Source organism: Gordonia otitidis NBRC 100426, assembly GCF_000248075.1.
GTDB lineage: Bacteria > Actinomycetota > Actinomycetes > Mycobacteriales > Mycobacteriaceae > Gordonia > Gordonia otitidis.
In genome coordinates this window covers 28,593-54,054 of the sequence record NZ_BAFB01000206.1, presented here as the reverse complement: position 1 = coordinate 54,054, position 25,462 = coordinate 28,593, and the positions used below count along the sequence as shown (strand labels likewise).

Here is a 25,462-nt window from a genome sequence, read left to right as displayed (position 1 = left end):
GAATGCACCTCTTAGCAGCCGTAATCAGCTAGTCGGAGCGTGATGCTATCGGGCAGGTTTCGGCGGCCCGCTGCGCGGAGCTACGGCATAGGTGGGGTTTGGAAGTTGCCCCACGGTGTGCTGACCTTCACTCCGCCGGTCAGTGACGGCAGCTGCATGCTGCGGAAACTGGCGTTGCCTTCCACGTGCACTGATGCCGATCCGTCCGGCGCTGACCACTGTCCGGAAACACTCGCATCGGAGCCGTTGTTAGTGGGCAGTGGAGTGTTCGACGCGTAGGCGTTGCCGTAGCCGGCGCCCGTCCCGCTGGTTGCTGCTGCGCCCTGGTAGTTGCCGGAGGTGTCGGCGTCCTGCGCCATCCCCACCTTGTCGGCGCCCACATCGGCGACACCGGCGGTCGTCGCCGAACCGTCGTCGACGCGTGTACTCGTCGACACGGACACATTGGATCCGACGGTTCCCTGATCTGATGATCCGACAACGGTGTTGCCGTCGGTGATGGGTGTGCTGTCGTAGGTGACGTTGGGGATTGCGTGCTGCGGGATGTTGACATGCTGTCCGCCGGGCAGATCCTGTTCGTGGGCGGCGACCACATGATCGGTGCCCTTCGGTGGTGCCTCGACCCGCGGGAAGTCCGGGCGTTGCGTGTCTTGCAGAGAGCTTTCGAACGTCGGCGGTGCCGGTGCGGGTGCGGGTGTTGCTGGGGAGGGAGGCGTCACGGCCACCGCGGGCATTCCTGGCTGGGTGTCGATCGGGGAACTGGTGCCCGACGAGTCAGGTGCTGGTGATGTGTACGCGGCGGGCGCCACGTCCGCTGATTGCGGTGTCGAGCTCGTCGACGGCGACGGGGTAGACGCCGATGTGTCGGGGCTGCTGGTCGGTGCCGACGGTGTCACGGTGGTGGGCTGCGACGGCGTGGACGACTGAGGTGCGCTCGGCGACGGGGCGGGGCTGTCATAGTTTGTTGCCGGAGGCGCCTCGGTTGGTGCTGGTTGCGGCGTCGACGACTCGGGCATGCCTGGCTGCGATGCTTGGGGCTGCGCGGTCGAATCGGTGGCGGCGGGGGCGGACTCGGCTCCGGCTTGCGGCTGAGCATCAGATGTGGGCATGCCCGGTTGTGCTGAACCAGCATCTTGGCTGGCTGCGCCAGCGTCCTGTCCTGTGGATGTCGGCATGCCCGGTTGCGCGCTCTGCGGCGAGTTGGCCTGACTTTGCGCCTCGCCGACGACTGCAGGGTCGTCAGCGAACGCGTGACCAGCTCCACCGAACATTCCGACTGCGGCGCCGAACGACGCCGCTGCTGCCGCGATGCGGCGCTGCTGAGTGTTCATAGCCGGGGTCCTCTTTTCTCCTTCTGCCTGCGGCCGCGATATGGCGTGGGCAGTGTTGTGGCTTCGATGTATGTGCTATCAGGTTACAGCTCCGCCCGGTCACCTGGTACTTTGCGGCGTTGCGCGCGTCGTCTGCGACGAATGTGGCTGTGCGGCAACAGCGGAGTTCCGCAACCCGCAAACGACGTTCCTACGCTGGCCTCCATGACATCAGGTGCTGACGTGGCGACTGTTTCGTCGCCTTCATCGTGCGATCGGCTGGAACTCATCCTTCATCATTCCGCCCGCACGCGTCCGCTGCTGGGTGCGGTGCTGGCGGTGCGCGTGCCGTTCGACGGCGGCGACAGCGAGGTGTGCCTGGGCACCATCACCACGATCGAGACCGTCAACACACTCGCCGACCCGCGAAGCGCGCTCGCCTCGCACATTGCGGCTGGCGTCGACGAAGTCACCCGCCACGATCAGGACACCCGCCGAGTCGTGGTGAAGGTGGAGGCGGTGTTCCGTGGCAGGGAGGGCGCTTGGCGGCGGTGGTCATCGACATTATCGAACTCGCCGGCCACCGGCACCCGCGTCAAAGTTCTCGACCAGGAGCTCGCCAATGAGTTGATGGTTGATATTGCGGACACGTCCGGATATGTTGGATATCTACGCGGTGCGGACGACGTTCTCATCCCAATTACTCTCGATGATTATTCAGGCCCGCGCGGGGCGAGACATTCCGGGGTAATTGGTGCTACTGGCAGCGGGAAGACCAGCTACGCAACGTATTTCATCGCAACAATGATGCGTCACCCCCATATGGCACAACTCGTTTTCGATCCACAGAGCCAATTCAGTGGGGAGCATGGACTACCTATTTCGCTGCAAGGAGTGGCAGCCGCACTAGGACGAAAAGTAACCGTCGCACGCATATCCGAATCCCTCCGCCTACAAAAAGACGCACCCCTTTTCCTGCAGCTCCTACAAGAATCAGGATTCTTTCGGCGCCTCGCATTCGGCGCTGGCGCCGACGACAACATCGCCGCAGCACGCGAAGTCCTGACCAGCGCACTCAACCGCGAACGCGACCTCCACTCCGCCTGCGGCACAACCGATTGGACCGAAGCAGACTCGGCGACACTGATGCGCTACCTGCTGCAACAGCTGTACGACATCCTGCCCACCGGAACCGTCTACGCAGGCAAAGATCAACAAGCTCGAGTAGCAGCAACACTGCACAGACCCACCGAAAGCCCCAACGGGGACCCCATAGCAGCAGACACACTCAACCGACTGCCCTTCGGCGCCCTCGACGACGACGGCACCGACCGCTTCCAGGAACTCCTCGAAACCTTCGGCACCCTCCACCAACTGTGGGGACTGTACAACCCCGCCGGTCTCCGTGAAATCGCCAACGGCGCAACCCCAGAAACACTGGGCGACGAATACCGCAGACGCAGCGCATGGGGACTGATCGCCGACGCAGTACGCCCCGCCGACGACAGACCAGCACCCCTCCTCATCCTCGACCTATCAGCCGGTGACACCAGCGACCGCGCCGCCGACATCCTCGACGACCCCAGCCTCAAAGCGCGCATCATGCGTCAACTCGTCGCCACCACCAAACGTGTCGGGCAAGCCGAGTTCAAGAAGGGACGACTCCTCGACGTCAACTGGGTCATCGACGAAGCATGGGCGTGGATCGGGCCACCCGACCCACGAACCCAGCCGGAAGCGATCGCCGCCTTGAGTAACGAGTTCGCTGCCAGTGCTCGCGACGTGCGCAAATTCGGCATCGGGATCTGCGCAATCACCCAGTCGGCCACCTCCATCCGCGACGACGTGTGGCGGCAGATGTCGGTGATCTTCGCCGGCTACGGCCTGCACGACAACGCCGACCTGACCCGGCTGAGCAACCGCATGTCCGAGGCGCACGTGGCGCTCTACCGCGCCACCCCACCACCGGAAGCCACCGGACGGTATGTGTTCACCTGCCTCGGCGGTGGGGTGACCGGTCTGTCGTTCGGCGCCAACCCGGTGTTCCTCGAGGCGTTCACCGATCCGCGAGACTGGTTGGCCGCCAACACCTCCTGGCTCACCGCGCTGCGCGCCCGATTCCTGCACTGCCTGCCGGCCGGTGACACCGGCGGCCCACTGACCGCGCTACCGGCACGGCCCACTGCCGGCGACGCGGTCAGCGCCGCCCACACCGGCCACCTCGACACCCGCACCCGCCGCGTCGCCGCCGACACCCTCGCCGCGTTCACCCCAGCCACCCCTGCCGGCGGCCGCCCCGACGCTGTCACCGCGGGCCGGTGGGCCAGCACTGGACCCGTCGACGACGGTGACCCACCCTTCTGACATCGTGAGCGCAGTAGCGGCCGTGCGTGTGGAAAATCTTCCACACATTTTCCACACCTGATCCCGCGTTCGGGCGTGTCCTGCTGTGCGACAGTGCGGTAGCGTCAACACGCCGCCCCCGGCCACCCCCGCCCGAGCACCGCCGGGCCCGCACCCCCGACATTCGCGAGGAGTGAGCCCGCCCGTGGACCCCACCACCCCCACCACTGCCGCTGAACGCGCCCTTTTCGCCGCCGCCCACGCCGGTGAGGAATGCGATCTGCGCACCGCCCGCGAACGCACCGATCAAGGGTGGGCGCCGACCGCCGCCGACGCCGCCGACTGGGGCGAGGACCGCGTCGTGCGCGCCGACTTCCTGCGCCACCTGCTCGTCGACCAGCAGCTGGTCGTACACCTGACTGGCGCCCGCATCGACGGCAACCTCGACCTGTCCGGCCAGCACCTCGCCCTCAGCCTCCCCGGCTGCGTCCTCACCGGGGCCGCCGGGTTCGACAAGGTGACGTTCACCGGAACCGCCTGGTTCGGCGGGGCGACGTTCACCGGAGTCGCCGGGTTCAATGAGGCGACGTTCACCGGGGACGCCAAGTTCAATGAGGCAACGTTCACCGGGGACGCTATGTTCGGCGGGGCGACGTTCACCGGAACCGCCGGGTTCAATGAGGCGACGTTCACCGGAATCGCCTGGTTCGGCGAGGCGACGTTCACCGGGGACGCCTGGTTCGGCGAGGCGACGTTCACCGGAACCGCCTGGTTCGGCGAGGCGACGTTCACCGGGGACGCCTGGTTCGATGAGGTGACGTTCACCAGGAGAGCCAAGTTCGGCGGGGCGACGTTCACCGGAATCGCCTGGTTCGGCGAGGCGACGTTCACCGGGAAAGCGGAGTTCGATGAGGCGACGTTCACCGGGAAAGCGGAGTTCGATGAGGCGACGTTCGAACAACTGGATTGGAGTGGTACGTGGTGGTCGACGTCTCGGGTGTCGACGACAGGCTTGGCTGCTAAGCGGTTCGTGCTGGACCGTGTGGTGTTCGAGTCGCCGGTCCGTCTGGATGTGAAGGCCGACGCGGTGTCGGCGCGGGGGTTGCGGGCGGCGCAACGACTGCACCTGGTCGTTGCCGCCGCCGCCATGGATCTCACTGACGCCGACCTGGCGGCCGGGTCGTTGATCGAAGCCGCACCGGTCACCGCGTCCGACCCGCCTAGCGTTCGGCGTGCGTCGATCAGTTCGCTGCGGCGAGCGCATGTGGCCGGGGTGACACTGTCCGGACTTGCGGTGCGTGAGTGCACGTTCGCCGCAGTGGACGGGCTCGATGGGTTGGTGATCACGGGTACCGATGTGCTGGCCAGCAACCGCGACCACACACGGCGCGGGTCAGCCCGTGGCCGCCGATGGTGGCGCGCTGATCGGCGGGTGATCCGCGATGAACTCGACGCCCGCACGCCAGCACCCACCGGCCAACCCGAACCGGCGGAACCGCTGTCGCTGCGGGATGTGTCAGCCACCTATCGGGCGCTACGTAAAGCGCTCGAGGACAACAAGGACGAGCCCGGCGCCGCCGACTTCTACTACGGCGAAATGGAGATGCGGCGTCTGGCCGCGCCCTCGTGGTCGGTGGAGCGGTGGCTGCTCACCGCTTACTGGCTGGTCTCCGGATACGGGCTGCGCGCCTGGCGGGCATTGGCCACACTGCTCGTGGTGATCGCGGTCGCTGGCTGGTGTTTCACCAACAGTGCGTGGGTCCGACCATCACCGGCGGGTACGACACCTGTGCTCGACCCCGACAGCCGGGTATGGCCGTGGGCGTTCGCCGCCCAAGAAACCGTTGCCCTGTTCCGGCCAGCAGGCACCATCGGCGTCACCCTCGTCGGGGCGGGCGTCGCCGTCGACCTCGCCGTCCGCATCCTCGGGCCCGCCCTGCTCGCGCTGGCGGTGTTGGCCATCCGCAACCGCACCAAACGGTGAAGATGGTTCACGTCGCGTGACGGGATCTATCGCTGGCCGTGCAGATCCAACGATTGCGGTGTGAGTGCTTCACCGCGCATCCAGTCGAAGATGACGTTTCCGACGCGGCCGACTTCACCGGTGGTGGTGGCGTCGGATCGTGTGCTGGTGATGAAGTATCCGTCCACCGGGGTGGTGTTCTCGATGGTGATGCCGCGTGCGGCGAAGGTTGCGCCGTCGGCGTTGATCTGTCCTGCTGCTGTTGTGCTGAACGCGCCGGTCGGGGGGCCGTTGGACGTGAACTCTTCGGTGACACGCGGCGGGTTACCCAGGTAGTTGACGGCGGCAGCGATGCGATCCCAGCCGGTGCTACCTACTCCTGGATGGGTTTGCGCGGTGCTGGTTTCTTCCCAGCTGTCCGGATTCTGGGCGGCGGCAGTGGTTGGTGCGGAGGTGAGCGTGTTGTGTGCTGCGGTCAACGCGCCGACACGCAGCGTCGTCGGCAGTGTGGTGTTGCCGGGGTCGATGGTGAAGGTGCATGTGGGCACACCCTGCACCCGGTCATTGCGGGTGTTGACGATTTTCGCGGTGCCGGCGTCGGGATGGTCGCTGTCGTAGAAGTTGGTGTTGGCGATGATGCGGGTGATGCCGGTGGTCAGTGTGTCGGTGCACGGGGTGTCGCTGTCGATCATCGCGATCAGCCCGGCAGTTGAGCCGATGGTGGTGGGCAGAGCGGGACGGCCGGTGGCGTTCGGTGATGCGGAGGAACTGTCGGCGGATGGTGGGGTGCTGTTGTTGTCGTTGCTGCATGCGGCGACGCCGACAACGATGCCTGCTGCTGCTGCGGCAACGGCGGCGGCGCGGCGAACTCTCGGCCGGACCATGGCGGGCTCCTTCAAGGGTGGGAAGTGCGCACAGAATACCGCTGACGGGCCAGCTGGTCGGGGACCCTACAGTCCTCGCGTGCAGCATGTTTGCGTGGATGTCGCCGTGAAACGCGGTTCGTACGATGTGCTGCAAGATACCCACCGACCCCCGCTTGAGGAGTTTTCATGGTTGCCGTCCTATCGGTTGTTCGTTTCGACGATGAGGAACGTGCGGCGCTTGCCGCGGACAAAGCTGATCGTGGGAAGCTGGCGGCGGCTATCGGCCGGGAGCTCACCACTCAGGTGAACGCCATGTTCGGTGCTGCGCGTGACATCGCGGACAAGGATCCCGACGCGAACGATCTCACGCAGGCGACACTGACCGTCGACAATGTTGAGTCCATCATCAAGGCGCTTCCGCAGAGCGAACACATCGAGGCGTTGCTCGAGTTGTGTGCCCGACTCCGCGGTATCTACGGTTCGGCGTTGGAGAGCCTTCCCCGATAGCAGTTGTTCACCTGCCTCGGCACACTCCCTCATGCTCATGTTGCGTGGTGTGCCGAGGTTTTCAGGCTCTGGCCGAAAAGGGGGATGTGGGTGGACGATCAGGCACGGTTTGCTGTGATGCAGCAGATCATCTGTGACCTCGAACGGTTGACTGTCGAGCAGCGCGCACAGTTTGTTGATCTTGCGCAGGACACCAGGTATGAGCGTGACGCGGCTGAGCGGGCGCTGACTCGGTGGCAGGAACAAACGTTGTGGACGTCTCAGTACTGTTTGACGTGTTTCCCGAAGGCGGCGACGCTGCTGGAGGAGTTGTTGGCCTCGCATCGGCCGTTGGAGTTTCCTTACGTTGCGCGCACTGCAGCGATCGATGCTGCCCGCTGCGCGTTGCTCGCTGATCTGCAGCCGCCGATCCCTGACGGGATCTGCAAAATACTGTGCGGCCCAGTCGAAGACGTGCTTGATCGGCTGGTCGTGGAACCTCAGCTGCCGTTGTAGGCATGATCGTATGCCTGCTCACCCTCTAAGCAGGCATACGATTGTCGCGGCACATTCACCTCAGCGGGCGGCGGTCACACCGCACGCCGGCAGCCCGGTTACAGGCCAGCGAACGCCGCGAGTTTCATGGAGCGTTGAGACACGCACACGCCACGTTTGATGCGGCTACTAAGTGGGCGTGGGCGTCGGAAAAGTCTTGTGTCACTGTAGTTTTCGGCGACGGACTGAACCTGTGCATGGATTACGTGGCGGCGCAGCAGTTCCACGTCTCGGGCCCGCTGCTGTGCGGCGCGGGCATCGCGGCGTGCCTGGTCATCGGCAACGTCTTGCTGATAGATGCGGGCTCGTGCAGTCACCCAGGTGCTGGCACGAAACGCGCCCTCAGCTTCGCAGCCGATGATGAACGACATTTCCGAAGCACGCTGCCAGGTGCAGCCAAGGATCTGCGATACGCGGTGTCGGGAGATTCCTGCATCGACACTGCGTCGCAACACATCCCATTCGTCGTCATAGGACAACACGATGCGGCCGTCGGCGGTGGTGTCGGTGTTGGTGTCGAGATGTGACTGGGCGATCGTCATGTCGACACGCTGTTCGTCGAGCGCCATGGTGACGGCGGTTGAATCAGCCAGCGCCATAGGTGCCAGGTCCGCGGGAACCCAGTCGGTGTACTCGTCGACGCGTTCGGCGGCGATCCCAAGATCAAAGTCGAGCGTCAGGTTGTCGAGTTCGCGTTGGCGGGGCACATCGTGGACGGCCGGGTCAGGTAGGCCCTGATCGTTGAAGGCAACTGCGGCAACAACTTCACCTTGCGGGCGCTGACCGGAAGCGATCCTCTCGTAGGCATCCTTCTGGCAGTCCTGCAGGAACGGGCAGGTCTTGCATGCGTTGGCGGCTTTCTTGGCCGCCCGAGCGAAACGTGACGATGCTGATTCCTCAGCTGCGAGGTCGTCGAACGTGAGGAACTCGTCGCCGCCGGTCGCGGGGGATAGCGGTCCTCGGGAAAGGTTCGCCGGGGCGGGTTCTGGCAGGTCAAAAAGTTGTGGGCGCTGCTCGCACACCCGCCGACGTGGTGCAGGAGACACTGGTGTGGCCGCGCGTACACGCGATTCGACCAACATGGATGTGGCCATGATTGTCCTCATTTTTGCCTGCAGCGACGTGTGCGCGACGCTACAGAGTGTTGTGGCTTCGATGTATGGCTGTAAGCCTAGCGCATTTCACCGGATTTGGCGGTAACCGGAGCCCTCAGATTGTTGGGACTAGATGCAGCGGCGGTGTCGTGACAACGGCAGGCGACAGCCACTGGCGAAGGCCGACGAGCCTGATGACTGTGGCTGTGCCGCAGCATAAGAAGATGCCGGACCATACTGACGGGCATGGCTACCACTGACGTCTTGATGCGCGCCGGATTCTATGGATGCGCCCACCTCGGCTACAGGATGGGTGGGATGGCGCGAACCCACCCATCCGGCCTCAACATTCGGGAAGTTGACGGATACGCCACCTACGAACTGGTTATGCGGGACATGATCGCGCACGGTGTGCAGTTCATCAGCGATGGCGGGGACACCTTCCACGTTCACGCCCCCACACCTCGCGCGATCGACGAAGCACTCAAGGTTGACGATCTACGCGTCCAGGCGCAAATCCCGCGCACCACGAACACGGGTAACCACGACAAGTCCTCGAGTGGGCACGTGTCTGCGGTGGCCGCAGTTCACCGACCGCCGTTGGCGTCCTACAGTGTTTTTCCGCGAGACGGCCGACCCGACAATGAACTGATAGGGCCGTTGCCGGGACTCTATGAAGTGCACCAGCCGGTCGAGGAGCTACCCGTGTATCTGCACGTCGTGTCCGACTTCGGACTTAACCCGCGGCTGAGTGACCGCGGTATCGACGTCGATCCCCGGCCGATTCCTGGTGCCGTCAACATTCTTGTTGCGCACGGCATTTTCTCCGCCGACGACCGCCTGTTCGGTGCAGTAGATGGTCACGGCGCGACACGCATGATCCCCTCGGAGTGGGTGGATCGAGGTTTCGACGCATCAGTGCTGTCGGACTATCACACACCGGGCCCCATCCCCGGGTTTGGTCCGAACGACCGCACATCCGGGCAGGTGTGGATGACAGGTTCGCTGATCGGGCGCGGCTTCTCCGACGACATCTGCACTCGTGGCTGGCTTCTCGTTGAACTACTCGGTGATGGGCATCTGCGCATCACCCACAAGCCGGTGTGGATGCGACCCCAAATCGACTTCGAGCCGATCGACTGCGCCGACACCACCGTCGACGAGATCAACGTGCAGGTTCGTCGTCGTCTCGCCGAACGACGCTGGTGGGATGACACGTCAGCGCAGATCACCGGCGACGGCGGCATGTTGCTGCGTCAGCGGCTACGCGGCGCCTCCACTGCACAACGCCACAGCATTCGGGCGCTGGCAGGGGAGTGGGCGACGGCCGCCGGCGACGCCGCATTCTGGGGAGTGTCGTTCGAATCGACCGCGACAACTCCCACCGACCGGGACGCTGTCATCCCTCGCCAGGTGCGCCGCGAGCACACGCGCATCAACTTCGTTGACGACTTCGCCGGTCGACGCGACACAGGGCGTGTCGGAGCAGTCCTTGCTGCGGCGGCACCCGAGATTCGTGATCGTGTCGCCAGCAACGTGGCGAAAGCGTTGGGCGAACTGTAGAACAACCGGGCGTCGTCGACCTGTCGATGTCACCGGCGGCGACGCACCACTGGCTCCACTGCCCGATACAGGTCCAGCAGGTCGGCTGCGAACTCGCCGTCGTTGTTGACCAGGAACCGTGACATGCCGCCAACGGCTGCGACGGCGTCACGCGCGATCGCCCATTCCTCGTTGCTGGGTTCGGTGAGGTCGGCGTGTGCTCCATCGGCGGTGGTGTCGTCGCTGACGTTGTAGGCGGCTAGTTGTGCCCGCACTAGACCTGCCTGCTGGTTGAGTACCGCCAACTGGCTTTCAAGGCGCCGACGGTCGCGCAGCGCCGTCTTACGGCAGTCGGTGGAGTGGTAGGTCTGCTTGCGTCCTGGACCGTTGACCGGCGTGAACCGCACATCGCAGCGGGGGTTGGCGCACGTGATCTCGAAGCGTGCGCCGTCGACAACGCCGCGGTGGTCGTCGAGGTGAACGATGCGGTCGTCGGGCTGTGCTGGCATCGGCCCCGCCCTCCTACGTCGTCAATCCACCATCAATCCGTCATAAATTCGCGCGTAAATACTCGCAGGTCAGCGTACCAGTGCCAACCGGTAAGGCCAGGTCATGCGGCTGCGTGTGCCGCGCGGATCGGCCGGAAACACGCCGAAAAGCGTGCAGTAATTCGAACGTTTAGGCCGTCGACCACGATTGATGGGCGGCCATCGACGCCGCCACGAACACCACCGCAACGTTCACGCACTGTGTGACCAGCAGAAATGAGGTTTGCCCAGCACCTGGCTGACAACTGAAAAGCGCTCGCCTCCGGCGGGAACCGGAGGCGAGCGCGTCAAGTTTGCGGGAGCGAGTCGTCACACTTGCTCCCCTATCCCCGAAGGGACTGTCTTGGTGGACAGAACCCAGGGTAGCGCCGTGCCTGCATTGGTGTCGGCATGCCCTGTCTTCGGTGTGTCGCACCACGCGCCCCGCTCGAGCTCGAGGCTCGCTCAGGCGTGTGGCACACACCTGTACCGCGGGTCATCCCCGCGACGTCGGCGTCGAGGCCGAATCCGTACCGCCCCGGCGCTGCTGCACGCGCTGGGCGTGTCACGCACTGTCATGCTCGAGTTGCCGACCGGCGTGTACTCTGCTGTCGGCTGCTGGCGCACAGATATCGACTATGTGATGAAAGTCGAAGTGGCGTACCAGCTTTACTATCCGCTGCTGCGGCCGGCAGTCTGCGACGGCAACGGTCGCGGTGGTGTTGGGAAGCGTGCAGTGGTGACTGTGGCCGCTGCACGTGCCCGCTACGCCGACTGGCGCACCGGCCGCAACAGCCGACCCAGTGTGGCGACGCTCGTGCACGACACAGGGCTCAGCGAGTCGACAGTTCAGCGTGCGACACGGATGCTGCGGCTACTGGGTGCGGCCACCGAAGTGTTTCGTGGCCGTCAACGCACCCGCGTCGAACGGTTCGCGTCGTGGCGATCGCACGATCGCGGTCGCGGGTGGGCGTCGGTGTACGCACTGCATCCGCCCCGTAATCCACAGGTCAGCCGCGCTGTGCGGGTTGCCGATACTTTGGTGACACCCCACCCCGTTTACGGGCCCTTTAGGGCCCGTGTTCCGTTATCGACAACTCAACTAGACGCGACCGGCGATGCCGGTCCACACCAAAGCCGCGCTCCGCGCGACTCCACGACCACCAGACGGCGGCGTAAACCGTCAACACCTCCTGATCCGAGAGGGTTGCTGTTGGCGCGCCGGTGGTGCCAACACCCTGATTCGCCGGCGTGGGCCAGACGGCACAGTTTGCCGGCGTGGGCTCGAGTACTCGCCCGCGTCGCCCGGGCCGATTGGACGGTCGAGGATCTGCACCAACTGGTGCGTGACCACATCAGCTTGGGAGGGTGGATTGCGGCCAATCCACGAAACCCGCTCGCCCTCATGGGCTGGTTGATCACCAAGCACGATGATCTTGAGGACCGGCCCGCAGCCGCCGACATGGCGCGCGAGGCTGCGATGCGGTCAGAGGCTGCGGCACGGCGCACAGCGATCGCCCGCTGCAGCCGCTGCGGTGATGACGGCTATCTCCTCACCACCGACGGCACCCCCGTCGAACCGGTCGTGCGCTGTCGACATCAGTAGCCGCAAGCCGGGTGCGGTCGCGCTGTTGTCGCACCCGGCTCGCCAACCGCGCACACCGCGCGCGCGAGTGCCGCACCTCATGAGATCGGTGTGATTGCCTGAGTTTTCATCACATCGAAGCCGAATCTGATTGGGAGGACGCACCATGCGTCTGCTGACTGCTCATCTCGAGAACTTCCGGTCGGTGGCCACCCTCGACATGGATTTCAGCGTCGACGCCTGCCACGCCATCACCGGACGTCCGGGGGCGGGAAAGTCCTCGGTGTTCGCTGGGCTGCTGTTCGCCATGTACGGCAACCCCGGACCTGACCAGGATTTGCTCGACCTGCGCTACGACCGTGCCGCCGACCGCGATCCTGTCGTCGCCGACTACACGTGGGAGCACAACGGAACCGTGTATCGGACGCGGCGAGAACTGCGGCGCGGCAACCGTAACGGCAAGCCCATCGAACGGGCATCCGCTCAATTGTGGCGCGACGGCACCGAAGTCGAAGGGATGACACCGACGTCGCTCACCAAGGAAGTGACCGCCATCATCGGCATGTCGGACCGCTCCTATGCGGGGTCAAGCCTCATTCGGCAAGGCGAGGTGGACACATTGACCACCGCAGCACCTGGCGTGGTGCAGGAACTCGTCGAAGCGCACACGGGTATCGGGGCCATCACCAAGCTGCGAGACAGTTCGAGAAAGAAGGCCAGCGAAGCGCGTGCGGTCGCCGAATCCCTACCCGGATCACTCGACGACGTCGAATCGACTGCGGACGCCGCCCGCACAGCACACGAGCAAGCCGGACCGATTCTGGCCGCCCACGAGCAGGCGGCTGCCCGCGCTGCCCGCGCCCGCGACAACTGGGAGCACGCCGACAGTGCGGCCGCCGCGTTGCGTGACACAGCCCGCAACGCGCAGCGGGCATGGGAGGAACTTGTCGCCGCCGAAGCGGCGTTGCAGGCTGCGCAGGATGCCGCCGACAACGCTGATCACGAGGTGCAGTTACTCGACTGCGACACCGCCTCCGACTCCGCTGAACTCGACGGTCACCGAGACAGTCTCACCGCTCGACGGTCCGCGCTCGCCGAAGCGGGCAACGCCGTCTACTACACGCAGAAGGAAGTCGCCGCCGCCGATACCGACGTGACTTCTGCGGCAGGTGAACTCGACAACAGTGCCGATCGCCGTCAACAGCTGCAGCAACAACTCGCACAGTTGGACACCGACTATCTCGCTGCGCAGGACCAGCTACGTTCGGTGCATGTTGAGGTGAGCACTGCGCAGGCCGAGGTCAGCAACCTCGACAAGGCGCTCACAGCGCTGGCCGGGGCACACGCATGCTGCCCGACATGCCAGCAGCAGCTCGACGACCCTGATTCGTTGATAGCGACGCTCACCACCCAACGAGACCGGGCCGGCGAGCGGGTCACCACGGCACGCCAGAACGCTTCCTCGACAAGCACACAGATCAGCGGCATTGAACAGCAGATGACGCAGCTGCGTGGATATGTCGACGAACTCGACAAGCTCACTGCAGCACATCAGCAGTCGGTGAGCCGAGCGCGCCGCGCCGCAGCCGCTCGCGATCAGGCGTTGGCCCGCTGCACCGAGCTCCTACAGCAACCTGCTGATTGCGCTGACACGGCTGTCGATCTGGTGAAGAACGCGCTCGCCGACGTCGACGCCGATCTTGGCCGCATCGCCGAGCAGCGTGCAGCGTTGCGGACGGCCGCGCTGGCATGGCAGACGGTGCGCCAAGCCACCGAACGTCATGACACGGCGCGTGCCGCCGTCGTCGACGCCCCCGACCCTGCCGTGGTCGACGCCGCGATCAGCGAGGCAACACGGCTGCGTGTCGACTTCGACGACGCCTCCCGCGAAGCTGCCGACGCCGCATCGGCAGCCAACGCGGCGAAGGTGGGGTGCACGCAGCTTGACTCGGCGGCCGAAACAGCCGCCGCGCAATGGGCACGCAAGCAGTCAGCGGTGCGCGAGGCCGAGGTCGCTAACACCACCGCCAGCGTGCTGTCGGCGTACCGGCAGGATCTGATCGCAGACTTCTGCGCCGGAATCTCCGCTGCCGCAACCGAACTGCTGGAACGGTTCGGCGGTGAACATGTGGCTTTCCACCTCGACTCCGATTTTGTTCCGCGTGTCGAACTCGCCGACGGACGCATCCGTAAGACGTCGTCGTTGTCGGGTGGCGAGAAGGCGCGTGCAGGCCTGGCGTTCAGGCTCGGCATCTCCATGCAGATCACCGGCGACGCTCTGCCTGACCAGATCATCGCAGACGAGGTGACCACCTATCTCGACGAGGAAGGTCGAGCACAGGTGGTCGCCACGATCGCCAGCCTGTTCACGAGCCCGATCCTGATCTCACACACCAGCGAGATCCTCGACTACGCGACAGTGGTTCACCATCTGCAGCGCAGCCCGCTGGGCACGACTGAACTCGTTGACGCCACCACCGAATAAATCACGGCGACGCCACGGGAGAGGGGACTGTATGCGCTCTTCCGAATCAGTCACCTCTGAAACGATTTTCGGGTCGTTCGTCGCTGCACAACGTGTGGGTTAGAGTTTCGCTACCGGTTCAGCCACCACCCACGGTGCGTAGCCTCGATGGGCGGGATGCGCACTGTAGACAGTTGGTGGTGAACCGCAGCAGTGGGCGGGATGTGCGTCTACGCCTACCGCGGTCGACCGCGACGCCTCCGGCCTGATCTTAGTCCTCAAGACCAGGCCGGAGGCGGCACCGCCGCCTCTTTCCCGGCTCCGAACGTCAGCTGCTTTGCAACGATCCCGCAATGTCGACGTATGCCGACAGTTCCTGACTGAACTGGTCACGCTGATCGTTCGGGCATTTGCTGAGCAACGCCTGCGCAGCGAACTCCATCCCGAACATGCCCTCAATGCTGCTGACAGCCAACAGTTCTCGAATAGACGGCAACCACACTGTGTGGTCGTCAGTCTGCCGTGACCGTTCCTGTCGCTTCTCCGCCACCGAGATCAGGACTGGCGGAACACCTGCACGGGCGGCGATCCGGTAGTCGATCGGCACATCCACAACGAACGCCAGACGGTTGTGCAACGGCCCAATCAGCCCCCACCCCACCCCAGGGTTCTCGGAGAACACCAACGAGAATCCCGGCGCCGCCGTCACCAGCGGGTCGGGCCGATCAACCACTTCCAGCTGGCGGGCGTCGTCGGCCAACGGAAGAAACAATGCTTGCACGCCCGGAGCCATCCATCCGACGTCATCCACATGGCACGCTTCCCCACGCACCATGGCACGCAGGAGCGGGCCATCAACCCACGTGAAGTCGCCAGGTGTTCCCGGTGTGGGAGTGTGCATTCCGACGACATCTTCACGGCCGATGCCCTCGAAGCAACGAATGTTGACGACGTCGGATCCGAGAGCCGCCGCGACCAGAGCAGACTTGCCCGACCCGTACGGCCCACGCAACAACACCGGGGCGTGCGCGCACACCGCACTGCGGATGACGTCGACGTCGCGGAAGCTACCAACTGTCCGTGGCTGATAGACGCCACCGTTGGTGGTGGCGACATCATCGCTGTGGCCTCCCGTCAGCGCCGTCGGGGACGGCAGACTGCGACGCACAAACTCATCCACCGAACCCAACGGCACAGTCCGGTATCGGATGCGCCGTTCGAACGTGGAGACCAATTCCTTCGGGTCGGCCTGATCCGGTACGTCGACCAGGGCAGGACCCCACACATCCTTCGACTCGTCGCGCGTGCGTTGATACTTCGATTCGATCAGCGCTCCGATCTCGTCAAGCTCTGACCGCCCGAACTTCCAGCCGCTGCGCCGCGTGTAACTCACCTCACCTTGCTGGCGCTGCAGGATGAGTCCGCCGCTGGTGGCGGCAACAACCGTCGTGTCGTCCGGATCACCGAACTCGGTATCGACAACGAACCCAAACATCAGCATGGCGGGCCTCTCCCAAAACGGTCGCACTATCGTCGCTGAACAGGGTAAGGAGGACGTTTGAGTCTCAGCTCAGATGGCGATGGCGTCTACACGGCCGCCACCGCCGCAGTCGCAGAACTGGCCGAACGGTTCGCCGACGACAGCAGTCAGAACAGCACGGCAATCGTCGTCTCGGCACGACCGCATCCCGGCAGCGATGTCGTCATCGATGCCAACCACCTCCGACTCACACGCACAGCCCTGTCCGCGCCCATCGCCGACTATGTGGGCCAACTGCAAGCACCCCAGTTCTATGCGGCCGCATACATGGCGATCGCCGCCGCAGCAGGCCGTATCCCGGCCGATCTCGCAGCTAACGCAACCAGTCGCCGAGACGTCGTCATCGCCGAACACTTTCGGGCGGTGGCTGCCGAATGGCGCATGCGTGCACAGTCACCCGTGCACACCCCTCCGGCGGCGGCAGCCGCGAACACCCTGTGGCCTGTCGAACAATACTGTGGGGACACCCTTTTCGTGTTCGTGCTGACGGAGCTTTTGCCGCGCATAGATTCCGCCGTGTTACCGCGCTCCGCCGGCACAGCAGCACTCGACATGGTCAAGGAGCATGCCCGCGCAGTTCTACCCGACTGTGTCGCATTGTGGCGTGAAGCGATACTCGGCACTCCGGGAGGTCACTCATCACCGTCGGTGACCGACTGGATCAGTCATGCTCAACGCTGGAACTCGTTGATGCAGTCAGCGTTCCCGACCGCACGCTGGCACGACGCCGAAGACCACGATGGTGGTTTCACCGCCGCCGACCGCATCCTCGCCACACATCCATGCCAGTCAGACCTCGCCCACGAGTGCCGACAGAACCTGTCGGCCACCACCATTCATGCCACCGCCCAAGCAGCCGACATGCTGGCCCTCGTCCAGGCGCAACCCCCCGCCCAACCACACCGCGCCGGCACAGCACAACGAACTCTGCACGCTGGGGGAACCGAAACCGGAGACCGCAGCGTGCGATACCGGGCGCCCGGCGAAGCCGACATGCGTGCCCGCAGCACCTTCCTCGCCGAGCTCGCTGACGCCGGCCACCGCAGCCCACACCTGACACCCACCCCGGTGCCGTTTCCGTCCGGACGCCTGCACACGCGGCGGCTGATCGCCCGCAACGCGCAGATCGCGGCAGGCCGAACACCGACAGCGATGCCGTGGACGGCGTTGCGGCCACATCCGCGCCTGGCAGTACGTCTCGCGCTCGCACTCGTCATCGACTCGTCGGCAACGATGCTGAGATGGGCCAACCACACAGCCACTCTCGGGTGGGCGGCCGCGCATGCTGTCGCCGAGCTGGGCGGCGTATGCGCAGTGTGGGGGTTCGCCGGCGAAGCATTCCCCATCATCGAGGCGGGCGCCGCACCCGGTGACGTGCCGGTAGTGGAAGACAACTACGCGGGTTCAGCGGGTTCCGTCACCGCCATGCGTTCGGCGTTGGACGCCATCCGCGGCTGCGACGGCCATCGCGTCCTCGCGGTCGTCACAGACGGGTTACTACCGGATCCCGTCGAGGTGTGCGACGCAGTCGACGACTTCGTTGGTGACGGCATTCAGGTGGTGTGGGTGCTGCGTGACCAGGCCGGCCGTGCAGTGCGGCCCACCGCAGCCGTCGTCGTCGAACCAGACGGGCCGCAGCGTGCTGCCGTCGACATAAGCCGAGCGATCCTCGCTGGACTATCTACAGCTGAATAGTCGTTGACCAGCACACTTTCTGCGACGGGGCGGGGCAAAACACGCGCGGTACTCTCTCCCGAACGAGATCGGAACCCTGGCAAACGGGGACACGGAGCCCGGATCGAGGAGTGAGGGAAGCTATGGCATTCAGGGTCATCACCGCTGCAGAGGCCAACGAGGTGAACCCCGCTCACTGCTGTCCGCCGGTCTGCACTGACGACGCCGCCATCACCATCATCGGGAAACGTCACGGCGGTCGAGTACTGCCACTCGTTGGCAACACCCGCCCCTTCATCTACGACGTCACAGTGGTGGGCACCGACCGACGTATCTACGCCGACCGGATCACTGACCTACTGTGCGTCCTGATCGGCGACGAGTATGCCGCCCTCACCGAGCAGATCGACAACCTCGACGTCACCGAACACCCGTTACCCGCGCCGGGGCCGGGCCTCGGGGATCTGCTGCCTACAGACCTGGCCGCGGCCATGCCGTACGACACCGACGACACCGACGACACAACCGACTTCACCCGCAGGCAGCAGGTGATGGACCTGCTCTATGATTTGGCGCTGCTACGTAGTCAGCACGCGAACCTTATTCGCCTGGAATTGCAGTCGGCGATCAACACCGCCGCTGTCGATGACGGCACATGGGAAACACTCAGCGACTACGAGCGTGAAGAACTCACCCTGTCCGCCTCCCCGGACGGTGGGTTCCCGCTGGGTATCCCAGCAGAAGTACCGATCGTTGACTTCGCCGACGACGAGGTGCGGCCCGCCACCATGATTCGCCCAGAGTGGCGGGCGGCGACACCGCTGGTCATCAACACCGGCAACTATGCCCCGTGGACTGTCGCGCCCTACATTTCAGCGGTCCGACTCGTCGAACAGCCCGACGGTTCACTGATCGAGTACGCCACCCGCGAGAACATGCCGGAGCTAGTCATCGACTCCGAACCCGAGTATGTGCAGTCGTTGGTGACTGTCGGGGTGCTCACCCTCGAGGAACGACCCCCCTATCAGCTTGACGGAGTGTTTGCTGACCTGTCAGATTCGCCGGTCGCCAACCCCTATCTACGTTCGCGTGCCGACACCGCGAACTCCGACAACATCGACGGGCAACCCGACCAGCAAATGGCGACCGCCAACGGCGCCGGCGACAGCGACTAACGCGAATGTTTCAGCCGCACAACACTGCTCAAACAATACAGTTCGCTGCACATCGCAGCGTGCATAATCAGCCTCATACATCGAAGCCAAACCTGCTAGTGAGGGGAATTATCCGTGATTTGCCGTGAAAACCCTGCGCGCAGCGCAGTCATGGGATATCTGAAAAGGGTCAACCGCGCCAACGGGGACGGATTCCTACACGACTCCGAAGTCCAATCCGCGCTGCATGAGCACACCCACGCCCTCGAAGGTATGCCCGAGCACTCCACCGAAGATCAGATCGCCTTCGCCCAACACTTCATCGCTCAGGTCGAAGCTGACCCCACACTCACCGACGCCGAAAAGTACCGCCCCTACACCGGAAAAGCAGGGCAGACCGGAATCGTCACCCGTCTGCGTGAAGAGGTGGAAATCCTCAAGACTGGCCGCGACCGGCACGGCCGCCCCGTCTCGGGCACTGTCCGCGAGAACACAGCCCGCCATATGGCGGCAGTGATGCGGATGGGCGCCATCACCGAACATCTACAGCCAGCGAAACGCAACTTCCTCGAAACGAACGCGCGTACACGCGGCATCTCCATGAAGGATGCCGAACGTGAGTGGAAACGGCTGATGGAACAGCCCGGTGACTTCTCCCAGATCTCGCTGAACGATTCGTTCCGCGACGACCTCGGATCCGGGCCACGTGGCGACGAAACCGACACCCGCCCCCGCTCACTGCAAGAGAGCCTTGCAATGGCAGGCATGTCAGCGCGCGACCAAGCCGAACTCGGGCAGTCCGGGCGTGCCCGCAATGCCATGGCCGTCATGGAACGCCGCCGACTCGACGCTCTCGCGAAACTCCCCTCCCGCAACACCTTCGACGCACCCGGCGTCGTGTCCCGCAACTTCCTCGACCCCAAGAACAAGAACAGCTACATCAAGTGCACAGAGTGCGGCCAGTTCGGGCACGACGCATCCGCATGCCACAACGACGACCTCGTTGCCGAGCGCCGCGACATCGAAAAACGCAGCGAACGACTCGACCGGTCCGTCGAAGCCAACAAGTATCGGATGCTCGAGCAACTGCCCGACGACGCACTGCACGACCACCTGACGAAGCTGCGCGCCATCCCCGTCATCTATTCCGACGTCGCAGCGTTCCGCCAGTCCGCACGAGACACCATGCGCGACATCGCCGGCGGTGAACCACTCAGCGAAGTGCAGATCGCCAAGCAGCGCACCGCACTTGAACGTGAAAAGCAGCAACTGCGCGCAGAGTTCGATGCCCGCGGCGGCACCCTCAGCGGCTTCAAATCGCTTGACTACTCACCACACACAGGTGTCCTGAAAGTCACACCGCAAGACACCATGCGCGGCCCAGCAACACCGTTCATGATGCGTGTCTCACCGCAGCAGTGGGCTGACCTCACCGACGGATCAGATGCGATCGGCCGACGCCTCAACCAGCTGGGGCTCGCCGGCACCATCGACGAGGCCTACCGGTTCGAGAACGCCGCCGACCTTGCGGCCGCATCGACACAGCACAAATGCCCCACCTGCGGGCAGTGGGCGTCGATGAACACCGCCCACCGGTGCCCGGTAAAAGGTGGCCCCTCCGAGGAATACCAGGCACGCAACGCCGCACTCAACGCCCAATACCGTGCCGCGCTCCGCGAAGGCGGATCAACACTGCCGCCACGCCCCCGGAACACACGCGTCGCGCAGCCGGTGGAACGCAAGGTGTGCTCCGCTATGGAACTCGACGGCACGAAAGTGCAAGGCTCTCTGGTCACCGCCACACGCGCCTCGATCGACGCCGACCTGGCCACCGACACCACGCTCGCGTTGCCGTCTGTGCAGGCCAAGTTCCCGGGAGCGACGGTCAGCGGGCAGGTGCGGCTATGGAACGACCGCGACCAGCGTTACATGTCAGTGTTCAACTCCGACAAGAAGCCGACCCTCAAGTGCACGTGCGCACAGTACCGAGCAACCTACCGATGCCCCCACGTGCAGGCCGTCGCCGCGACCACCGCCATGAAGTTTGCGGCCGCACCAGCACGCGAACGCAGCCCGGAATCCACCTACGACACGCTGGGCGGGATGTCGCTGGACGCGCCACTATCGGCGACTGACCGAGTCGACTACGCCACCATCATGCGCCGCCGCGACGACAGCAACGCCGACTTCGTCGACGCTGTCCGCAAGCGCTCCTATGCAGGTGAACTGATGAACGCGCCCGTCACTACTCCGCCACGCACCATCGCCGGTGAACAGGTACTCGAACCCACCGTGTGGGGCCGCGAACCGAGTGTCACCGACGACGATTCCGATGCCGCCGGCCGTCGCAGTGAGGTACCGAAGGTCGATCTGCAGGACACCCGCGCCGTCGTCTACCGTCTCCGGAAAGTGTTGTCGGGGCGTGGTCCTCGCCGCTCCTACTCGGTACGCACCGACAGCAACGGCGGAATCACCATCGACGTGCAGAAGTCAGCGAAGAACACAGCTGCTGCCGAAACACAGCGCCGTGAACTGCGGCAACTGCTCAATCTGCCAGCGAACAACAATCTGTCCACCGGCTACTACATTCCGCCTACCGGGTCTGCCCGATTCGAAGCACTCGACCGCGCCTACGGCGATCCGCAGCGAATCAAGCAGTCCCGCATGGTGTTGGCTGCCGACCAGGCGAGCCTTGCTCGGCAACGCGCTGAACGAGTCGCCAACCGCAACCAGTTCTGAGTCGAAAGGCGAAGGAGGCAGCATCCATGTCCACCACCACTGCCGACGCCGACGCCGAGATCGATGCGGCCGTCGACGAAGTTGAGGCAACCGACAGCGCAGCCGGTGCTGCGCTCGTCAACTCCACCACCGTGCACGGGGAGGTCGCCGAGCATTCGACTACGCCGTGCTCGGCTGACGAAGCTCGCCAACTCATCGCCACCGCAATCGCAGCAGCCAACACGTTCCAGGAGACGATCTCCACACTGCTGTCGCGGAAAGCGCATGTGGCACTCGGCTATACGACGCCAAGTGAGATGATTCTGCGTGAGCTTTCCGGCTCTGTGATCAATCCGCGCACCAAGAAACCGATAACGAACACACATTTGCGGCGCATGACACGCGTCGCGATGCTGCTGTGGCATGTCGCCGACAACACCGGCCTCGACGTCACTGAACTGTCGGTTCCGGAGTACGCGGTACGCAGCGTCGCCACCTCCGAAGCTGGTGTCGGCGATATGGAGCTCGTCGACGTCATCACCCAACGCATCGACGAACTCAAAGCCACCGGGCCTGATGAGGTCAGCAAGATCATCATCGACTGTGCCCGCGACTACCCGGCAGCCAAGGCAAAAGCAGCAGCAGAGGCGGCAGCACGGGAGGCAGAAAAGGATTCAGTGTCAACTGGATCCGCGGAGGAAAGCGCAGACCAAGCCGGGGCTCGTGCCGACGACGTCGACGATGACGACCTGGACGATGACGACGAAGCCGGTGTAGACGCTGAGAATGCCCGACCCAAGGGCACCAACCTGGCGGCGTCGGCCGGGGGAGGCCCCACCGAACCGGCACCCGCTGCAGGGAAGGATGCGCGCCCTGCACCGTCTGACAGCGATGACAGTGACCCTGCACCGGCGCCGGAAGCACCCATCAGCGTGACCTCTGTGTTCGACACTGAAATCCCTGAAGGTCTCGACGTGTCGGTGTCAGACTTCGAAACCAGCAAAGCGCTCGAGCATATGCGCACCGCCGTCGACGTACGCCGAGTCGTCAACGACATCAACCGCATCTTCGAACTACTTCCCACCCTGACCGAAATCCGCAACAAGGTGCCGCACATCATCGACTCATTCGACGATCCGGAACTCGATGCACTCAAAGCTGAGCTCGAAACCAGCGACTCCGCAGTCGACTTCGCCGCGCAAGCACGAACCGTCATTGCCGATGCGCTCTCCGAAGTGCAACTCCGATACGACGAAGCCATCTGACAAGGAGCCCGCATGTCCCGCCGCCTCGACACCACCATCATCGCCGCACTCGCCGCACTAGCAGCCAGTGCCGCCGTCGTTGTCGGCTGCTCCACCCAGCAACCCTCGTCGAAGGCGTGGCAGTCGGCGCCCGACACCTACAAGACGGCCATCAGCGACGCAGTCGCCCTGCACGGCTGCGACAGCGTTGACCGTGACCTTGTTGCCGCCCAAACCAAAACCGAATCCGACTTCGGCGAAGGCGGGGACCTCTCCCCGGCTGGTGCTGTCGGGCCCGCGCAGCTGCCGTCATCCGTGTGGAACAAGGTGGCCCCCACCGTGAACGCGCACGATCCTCGCGACCCCGGGGATGCGATGGCAGTTCTCGTGGCGCACGACTGTGACATTGCATCCACCCTCAACGCCGCCCACGTCACCGTGAACCCAGAGTTGATCGCCGCCGCCTACAACTCGGGCACCGACGCTGTGATCACCAACCCCACCGATCTGCCACCCGCCACCAGGGAGTACGCGCAGCAGGTCGTCACGCTCAGCCACACACCCTGAACGGCACACACCTCTCACCGAACCGCGACCGCATAGTCGTCGGCTACGCATAGCATCAGGTCATGCCTGTGGCGATGGAACTACCTGACCAGTGGGACTACGTCGTCCATTTCACCGGCCGCAAACGATCCAAGTCGCGTGCCGTGCCACCCCGCATCAGAGAGATGACGCCGCGCGAACGGCTCTCAAGCATCGTGTCCGACGCGGCGATCAACGCCTATCCGCCGTACGGGTGTAGGACCCCTGTCGTCAGTTTCACCGAAGCCGTGCGCTCAAGCCTCGAAGCACTGTTGTTCGCTGAGCAGTTCCAACCATGGGGGATTGTGTTCGACAAGTCCGTCGTCTACCGAGAGGGCGGCGGGCCGGTGTGGTACGCCCGGGACGACCTGTGGGCGGCAATTCCTGACCCGTTGCGCGCCTGGGCTGTCCGGACCACCGCACCAGATGGTCGCGGCGCACGCATCAGTCAATGGATGCATGAACGGGAATGGCGGGTCGTGCCAGGTGCTGACAGTCCAGCCGAGTTCGCTTTCAGCCCTGCAGATCTGCACGCCGTCATCGTGCCGCAGCACATGCTCGGCCATGCTCGGGCACTGTTGGAGCACTCACACTTCGATCCTCGACTGTGGATGTGGAACCCGACGAAGCGCAGCCTGTGGGAGTTCCGCCGGTTCGGCGCCCGGTAACAAGGCGCACTATCCAACCGCTGTGATTGGTGCCCAGTTCGCGCCCAGCGCGGCCGGTTGCAAGGTCACCAGATACGCCAAATAGAGTGCGGCGACGGAGAACACACCGAGGAGGACTTTGTCGGCGACGCCGTTGGCCTTGATCCGCATGAACCCGGGCGGGCATATATCCCACCATCGTTTCCCGTTGATCGTCACCAGCCCGCCCAGCATCGGAACCCCCGACTTTGTGAGCGCGTCGCCGCACAGGTGAGCGACGATGCCGAGCGTGATGGTGATCCCGAGTGCGGCGGCGCCAGCCATCTGCGGCAGCCACGCCCACACTGCCGCTGACGCTACCGCGGCCACAACGGTGATGGCCAGCCAGTCAGATTTGCTGGACCACTCCGGGAACAGGCCGCGCACCGCGAGCCCAAGCATCAGGAACAGCACGATGACCGATGCTGGTTTGCCGAACACGCTGACCGCCAACGCAACAAGCAGACCCACCGCGATCGCGAACCAGATGGTGTGGGTGGCGGTGCGGTGCCCGTTCTCGCGGGGATCGTCGCGGCGCGTCTTGGTCACGTCGTACACACTCAACGCCGTGTTCTCGCACACGTGCGCCGCTCCCATCGACAGGAATCCGAATGTCCGTGACACGGTCGCCTGCGGCGAGTCGATGTCAGGTAGCAGCGCCGCACCGGCAGTGATCGCGGCGAACGTCAACGCGCCCGCCGCTGTTGTGGGGCCGCCAAGCCAGGATGGCACGACCGCAGCAACTCCCAACCCGAGTGCAGCACCGGACATGGCGTGTGTTGGACCCATCACCATGATGTAGCCGTCCTGTCGGTCACGCCGCCGGACACAACGTCACCGTGCACCGCACTTCGGACGTCGACGGTGTGCCGAGTCCGTAGTTGTTCGGTCGCGGAGTTGTGGACTGCATGTCCTTGTACTTCTGCTCCATCTCTTTCTTGGCGGGCTCAACCTTGTTCTCGTAGGCCTTATCCCACAGGCTGCGCACCGGCCCCGGAACAAGTACGTCACCCGTTGCACCCCAGTGCAGCGCTTCGAATATCAGAAATGCCACCAGCACAATGCCGGCGAACGAAATGCCTCTCATCGCAGCAACCCTTCAACCGTTCGCGGATAGGACCGTGTA

20 protein-coding genes are annotated in these 25,462 nt (G+C 64.4%); 13 read left to right on the top strand and 7 right to left on the bottom strand.

The window, feature by feature from the left end:
• Window positions 1–80 precede the first annotated feature (80 nt).
• Complete coding sequence (locus tag GOOTI_RS25830) at window positions 81–1,331, bottom strand: hypothetical protein (RefSeq protein WP_138985330.1); 1,251 nt, start codon at window positions 1,329–1,331, stop codon at window positions 81–83.
• 204 nt (window positions 1,332–1,535) lie between these two features.
• Here GOOTI_RS25830 and GOOTI_RS25360 point away from each other — a divergent pair, with 204 nt between their 5' ends.
• Together GOOTI_RS25360 and GOOTI_RS20335 are read left to right on the top strand one after the other, a co-directional pair.
• On the top strand, window positions 1,536–3,674 hold the full coding sequence (locus tag GOOTI_RS25360; RefSeq protein WP_169315837.1) for a helicase HerA domain-containing protein: 2,139 nt from the start codon (window positions 1,536–1,538) through the stop codon (window positions 3,672–3,674).
• A 184-nt stretch (window positions 3,675–3,858) separates the two neighbouring features.
• On the top strand, window positions 3,859–5,637 hold the full coding sequence (locus GOOTI_RS20335; protein ID WP_007240490.1) for a pentapeptide repeat-containing protein: 1,779 nt from the start codon (window positions 3,859–3,861) through the stop codon (window positions 5,635–5,637).
• 26 nt (window positions 5,638–5,663) lie between these two features.
• Here GOOTI_RS20335 and GOOTI_RS20330 read toward each other — a convergent pair whose 3' ends face one another.
• On the bottom strand, window positions 5,664–6,500 hold the full coding sequence (locus GOOTI_RS20330; RefSeq protein ID WP_007240489.1) for a hypothetical protein: 837 nt from the start codon (window positions 6,498–6,500) through the stop codon (window positions 5,664–5,666).
• A gap of 168 nt (window positions 6,501–6,668) precedes the next feature.
• Here GOOTI_RS20330 and GOOTI_RS20325 point away from each other — a divergent pair, with 168 nt between their 5' ends.
• Together GOOTI_RS20325 and GOOTI_RS20320 are read left to right on the top strand one after the other, a co-directional pair.
• A complete protein-coding gene (locus GOOTI_RS20325) occupies window positions 6,669–6,989 on the top strand; it encodes a hypothetical protein (protein WP_007240488.1) in 321 nt (106 codons plus the stop codon).
• A 90-nt stretch (window positions 6,990–7,079) separates the two neighbouring features.
• Window positions 7,080–7,484: a hypothetical protein gene (locus GOOTI_RS20320; RefSeq protein ID WP_138985329.1), complete on the top strand. Its 405-nt coding sequence runs from the start codon at window positions 7,080–7,082 to the stop codon at window positions 7,482–7,484.
• Window positions 7,485–7,582: 98 nt separating this feature from the next.
• Here GOOTI_RS20320 and GOOTI_RS20315 read toward each other — a convergent pair whose 3' ends face one another.
• Window positions 7,583–8,617 carry a hypothetical protein gene (locus GOOTI_RS20315; protein ID WP_007240486.1) on the bottom strand — a complete coding sequence of 345 codons (1,035 nt, stop codon included), beginning with the start codon at window positions 8,615–8,617 and terminating at the stop codon, window positions 7,583–7,585.
• Between the two features lie 246 nt (window positions 8,618–8,863).
• Here GOOTI_RS20315 and GOOTI_RS20310 point away from each other — a divergent pair, with 246 nt between their 5' ends.
• On the top strand, window positions 8,864–10,180 hold the full coding sequence (locus GOOTI_RS20310; RefSeq protein ID WP_138985328.1) for a metallophosphoesterase family protein: 1,317 nt from the start codon (window positions 8,864–8,866) through the stop codon (window positions 10,178–10,180).
• A 29-nt stretch (window positions 10,181–10,209) separates the two neighbouring features.
• On the opposite strand, the gene GOOTI_RS20305 is transcribed toward GOOTI_RS20310, so the two are convergent.
• Complete coding sequence (locus GOOTI_RS20305) at window positions 10,210–10,668, bottom strand: hypothetical protein (RefSeq protein ID WP_007240484.1); 459 nt, start codon at window positions 10,666–10,668, stop codon at window positions 10,210–10,212.
• A gap of 1,288 nt (window positions 10,669–11,956) precedes the next feature.
• On the opposite strand from GOOTI_RS20305, the gene GOOTI_RS24835 reads away from it, so the two are divergent.
• The gene (locus GOOTI_RS24835; RefSeq protein ID WP_051998028.1) at window positions 11,957–12,292 is read left to right on the top strand and encodes a hypothetical protein; all 336 of its coding nucleotides are present in this window, start codon (window positions 11,957–11,959) and stop codon (window positions 12,290–12,292) included.
• A 145-nt stretch (window positions 12,293–12,437) separates the two neighbouring features.
• Window positions 12,438–14,756: an AAA family ATPase gene (locus GOOTI_RS20295; protein ID WP_007240482.1), complete on the top strand. Its 2,319-nt coding sequence runs from the start codon at window positions 12,438–12,440 to the stop codon at window positions 14,754–14,756.
• Window positions 14,757–15,063: 307 nt separating this feature from the next.
• Here GOOTI_RS20295 and GOOTI_RS20290 read toward each other — a convergent pair whose 3' ends face one another.
• A complete protein-coding gene (locus GOOTI_RS20290) occupies window positions 15,064–16,236 on the bottom strand; it encodes an AAA family ATPase (protein WP_007240481.1) in 1,173 nt (390 codons plus the stop codon).
• Between the two features lie 57 nt (window positions 16,237–16,293).
• Here GOOTI_RS20290 and GOOTI_RS25545 point away from each other — a divergent pair, with 57 nt between their 5' ends.
• From GOOTI_RS25545 to GOOTI_RS20260, 6 genes are all read left to right on the top strand, one after another.
• A complete protein-coding gene (locus GOOTI_RS25545) occupies window positions 16,294–17,970 on the top strand; it encodes a hypothetical protein (RefSeq protein WP_007240480.1) in 1,677 nt (558 codons plus the stop codon).
• 122 nt (window positions 17,971–18,092) lie between these two features.
• Complete coding sequence (locus GOOTI_RS20280) at window positions 18,093–19,124, top strand: hypothetical protein (protein ID WP_007240479.1); 1,032 nt, start codon at window positions 18,093–18,095, stop codon at window positions 19,122–19,124.
• 150 nt (window positions 19,125–19,274) lie between these two features.
• Window positions 19,275–21,842 carry a hypothetical protein gene (locus GOOTI_RS20275; protein WP_039994454.1) on the top strand — a complete coding sequence of 856 codons (2,568 nt, stop codon included), beginning with the start codon at window positions 19,275–19,277 and terminating at the stop codon, window positions 21,840–21,842.
• Window positions 21,843–21,868: 26 nt separating this feature from the next.
• Window positions 21,869–23,086, top strand: a complete 1,218-nt coding sequence (locus tag GOOTI_RS20270; RefSeq protein ID WP_007240477.1) for a hypothetical protein — start codon at window positions 21,869–21,871, stop codon at window positions 23,084–23,086.
• A 12-nt stretch (window positions 23,087–23,098) separates the two neighbouring features.
• Window positions 23,099–23,632, top strand: coding sequence for a lysozyme family protein (locus tag GOOTI_RS20265; RefSeq protein WP_007240476.1), 534 nt, complete (start codon window positions 23,099–23,101; stop codon window positions 23,630–23,632).
• Between the two features lie 62 nt (window positions 23,633–23,694).
• Window positions 23,695–24,318, top strand: coding sequence for a hypothetical protein (locus tag GOOTI_RS20260; protein ID WP_007240475.1), 624 nt, complete (start codon window positions 23,695–23,697; stop codon window positions 24,316–24,318).
• A 9-nt stretch (window positions 24,319–24,327) separates the two neighbouring features.
• Here the strand turns inward: GOOTI_RS20260 and GOOTI_RS20255 are convergent, their stop codons facing one another.
• Both GOOTI_RS20255 and GOOTI_RS20250 read right to left on the bottom strand, forming a co-directional pair.
• On the bottom strand, window positions 24,328–25,125 hold the full coding sequence (locus GOOTI_RS20255) for a metal-dependent hydrolase (RefSeq protein ID WP_169315836.1): 798 nt from the start codon (window positions 25,123–25,125) through the stop codon (window positions 24,328–24,330).
• Between the two features lie 25 nt (window positions 25,126–25,150).
• The gene (locus GOOTI_RS20250; protein ID WP_007240473.1) at window positions 25,151–25,423 is read right to left on the bottom strand and encodes a hypothetical protein; all 273 of its coding nucleotides are present in this window, start codon (window positions 25,421–25,423) and stop codon (window positions 25,151–25,153) included.
• Window positions 25,424–25,462 lie beyond the last annotated feature (39 nt).

Bases quoted from the DNA above. Each gene is read 5' to 3' on its own strand.
- GOOTI_RS20270 (WP_007240477.1), top strand. From the start codon at position 21,869: ATGTCCACCACCACTGCCGACGCCGACGCCGAGATCGATGCGGCCGTC.
- GOOTI_RS20265 (WP_007240476.1), top strand. From the start codon at position 23,099: ATGTCCCGCCGCCTCGACACCACCATCATCGCCGCACTCGCCGCACTA.
- GOOTI_RS25830 (WP_138985330.1), bottom strand. From the start codon at position 1,331: ATGAACACTCAGCAGCGCCGCATCGCGGCAGCAGCGGCGTCGTTCGGC.
- GOOTI_RS20275 (WP_039994454.1), top strand. From the start codon at position 19,275: ATGGGATATCTGAAAAGGGTCAACCGCGCCAACGGGGACGGATTCCTA.
- GOOTI_RS20315 (WP_007240486.1), bottom strand. From the start codon at position 8,617: ATGGCCACATCCATGTTGGTCGAATCGCGTGTACGCGCGGCCACACCA.
- GOOTI_RS20295 (WP_007240482.1), top strand. From the start codon at position 12,438: ATGCGTCTGCTGACTGCTCATCTCGAGAACTTCCGGTCGGTGGCCACC.
- GOOTI_RS25360 (WP_169315837.1), top strand. From the start codon at position 1,536: ATGACATCAGGTGCTGACGTGGCGACTGTTTCGTCGCCTTCATCGTGC.
- GOOTI_RS20260 (WP_007240475.1), top strand. From the start codon at position 23,695: ATGCCTGTGGCGATGGAACTACCTGACCAGTGGGACTACGTCGTCCAT.
- GOOTI_RS20255 (WP_169315836.1), bottom strand. From the start codon at position 25,125: ATGGGTCCAACACACGCCATGTCCGGTGCTGCACTCGGGTTGGGAGTT.
- GOOTI_RS20305 (WP_007240484.1), bottom strand. From the start codon at position 10,668: ATGCCAGCACAGCCCGACGACCGCATCGTTCACCTCGACGACCACCGC.
- GOOTI_RS20325 (WP_007240488.1), top strand. From the start codon at position 6,669: ATGGTTGCCGTCCTATCGGTTGTTCGTTTCGACGATGAGGAACGTGCG.
- GOOTI_RS20280 (WP_007240479.1), top strand. From the start codon at position 18,093: ATGGCATTCAGGGTCATCACCGCTGCAGAGGCCAACGAGGTGAACCCC.
- GOOTI_RS20250 (WP_007240473.1), bottom strand. From the start codon at position 25,423: ATGAGAGGCATTTCGTTCGCCGGCATTGTGCTGGTGGCATTTCTGATA.
- GOOTI_RS20330 (WP_007240489.1), bottom strand. From the start codon at position 6,500: ATGGTCCGGCCGAGAGTTCGCCGCGCCGCCGCCGTTGCCGCAGCAGCA.
- GOOTI_RS20290 (WP_007240481.1), bottom strand. From the start codon at position 16,236: ATGCTGATGTTTGGGTTCGTTGTCGATACCGAGTTCGGTGATCCGGAC.
- GOOTI_RS20310 (WP_138985328.1), top strand. From the start codon at position 8,864: ATGGCTACCACTGACGTCTTGATGCGCGCCGGATTCTATGGATGCGCC.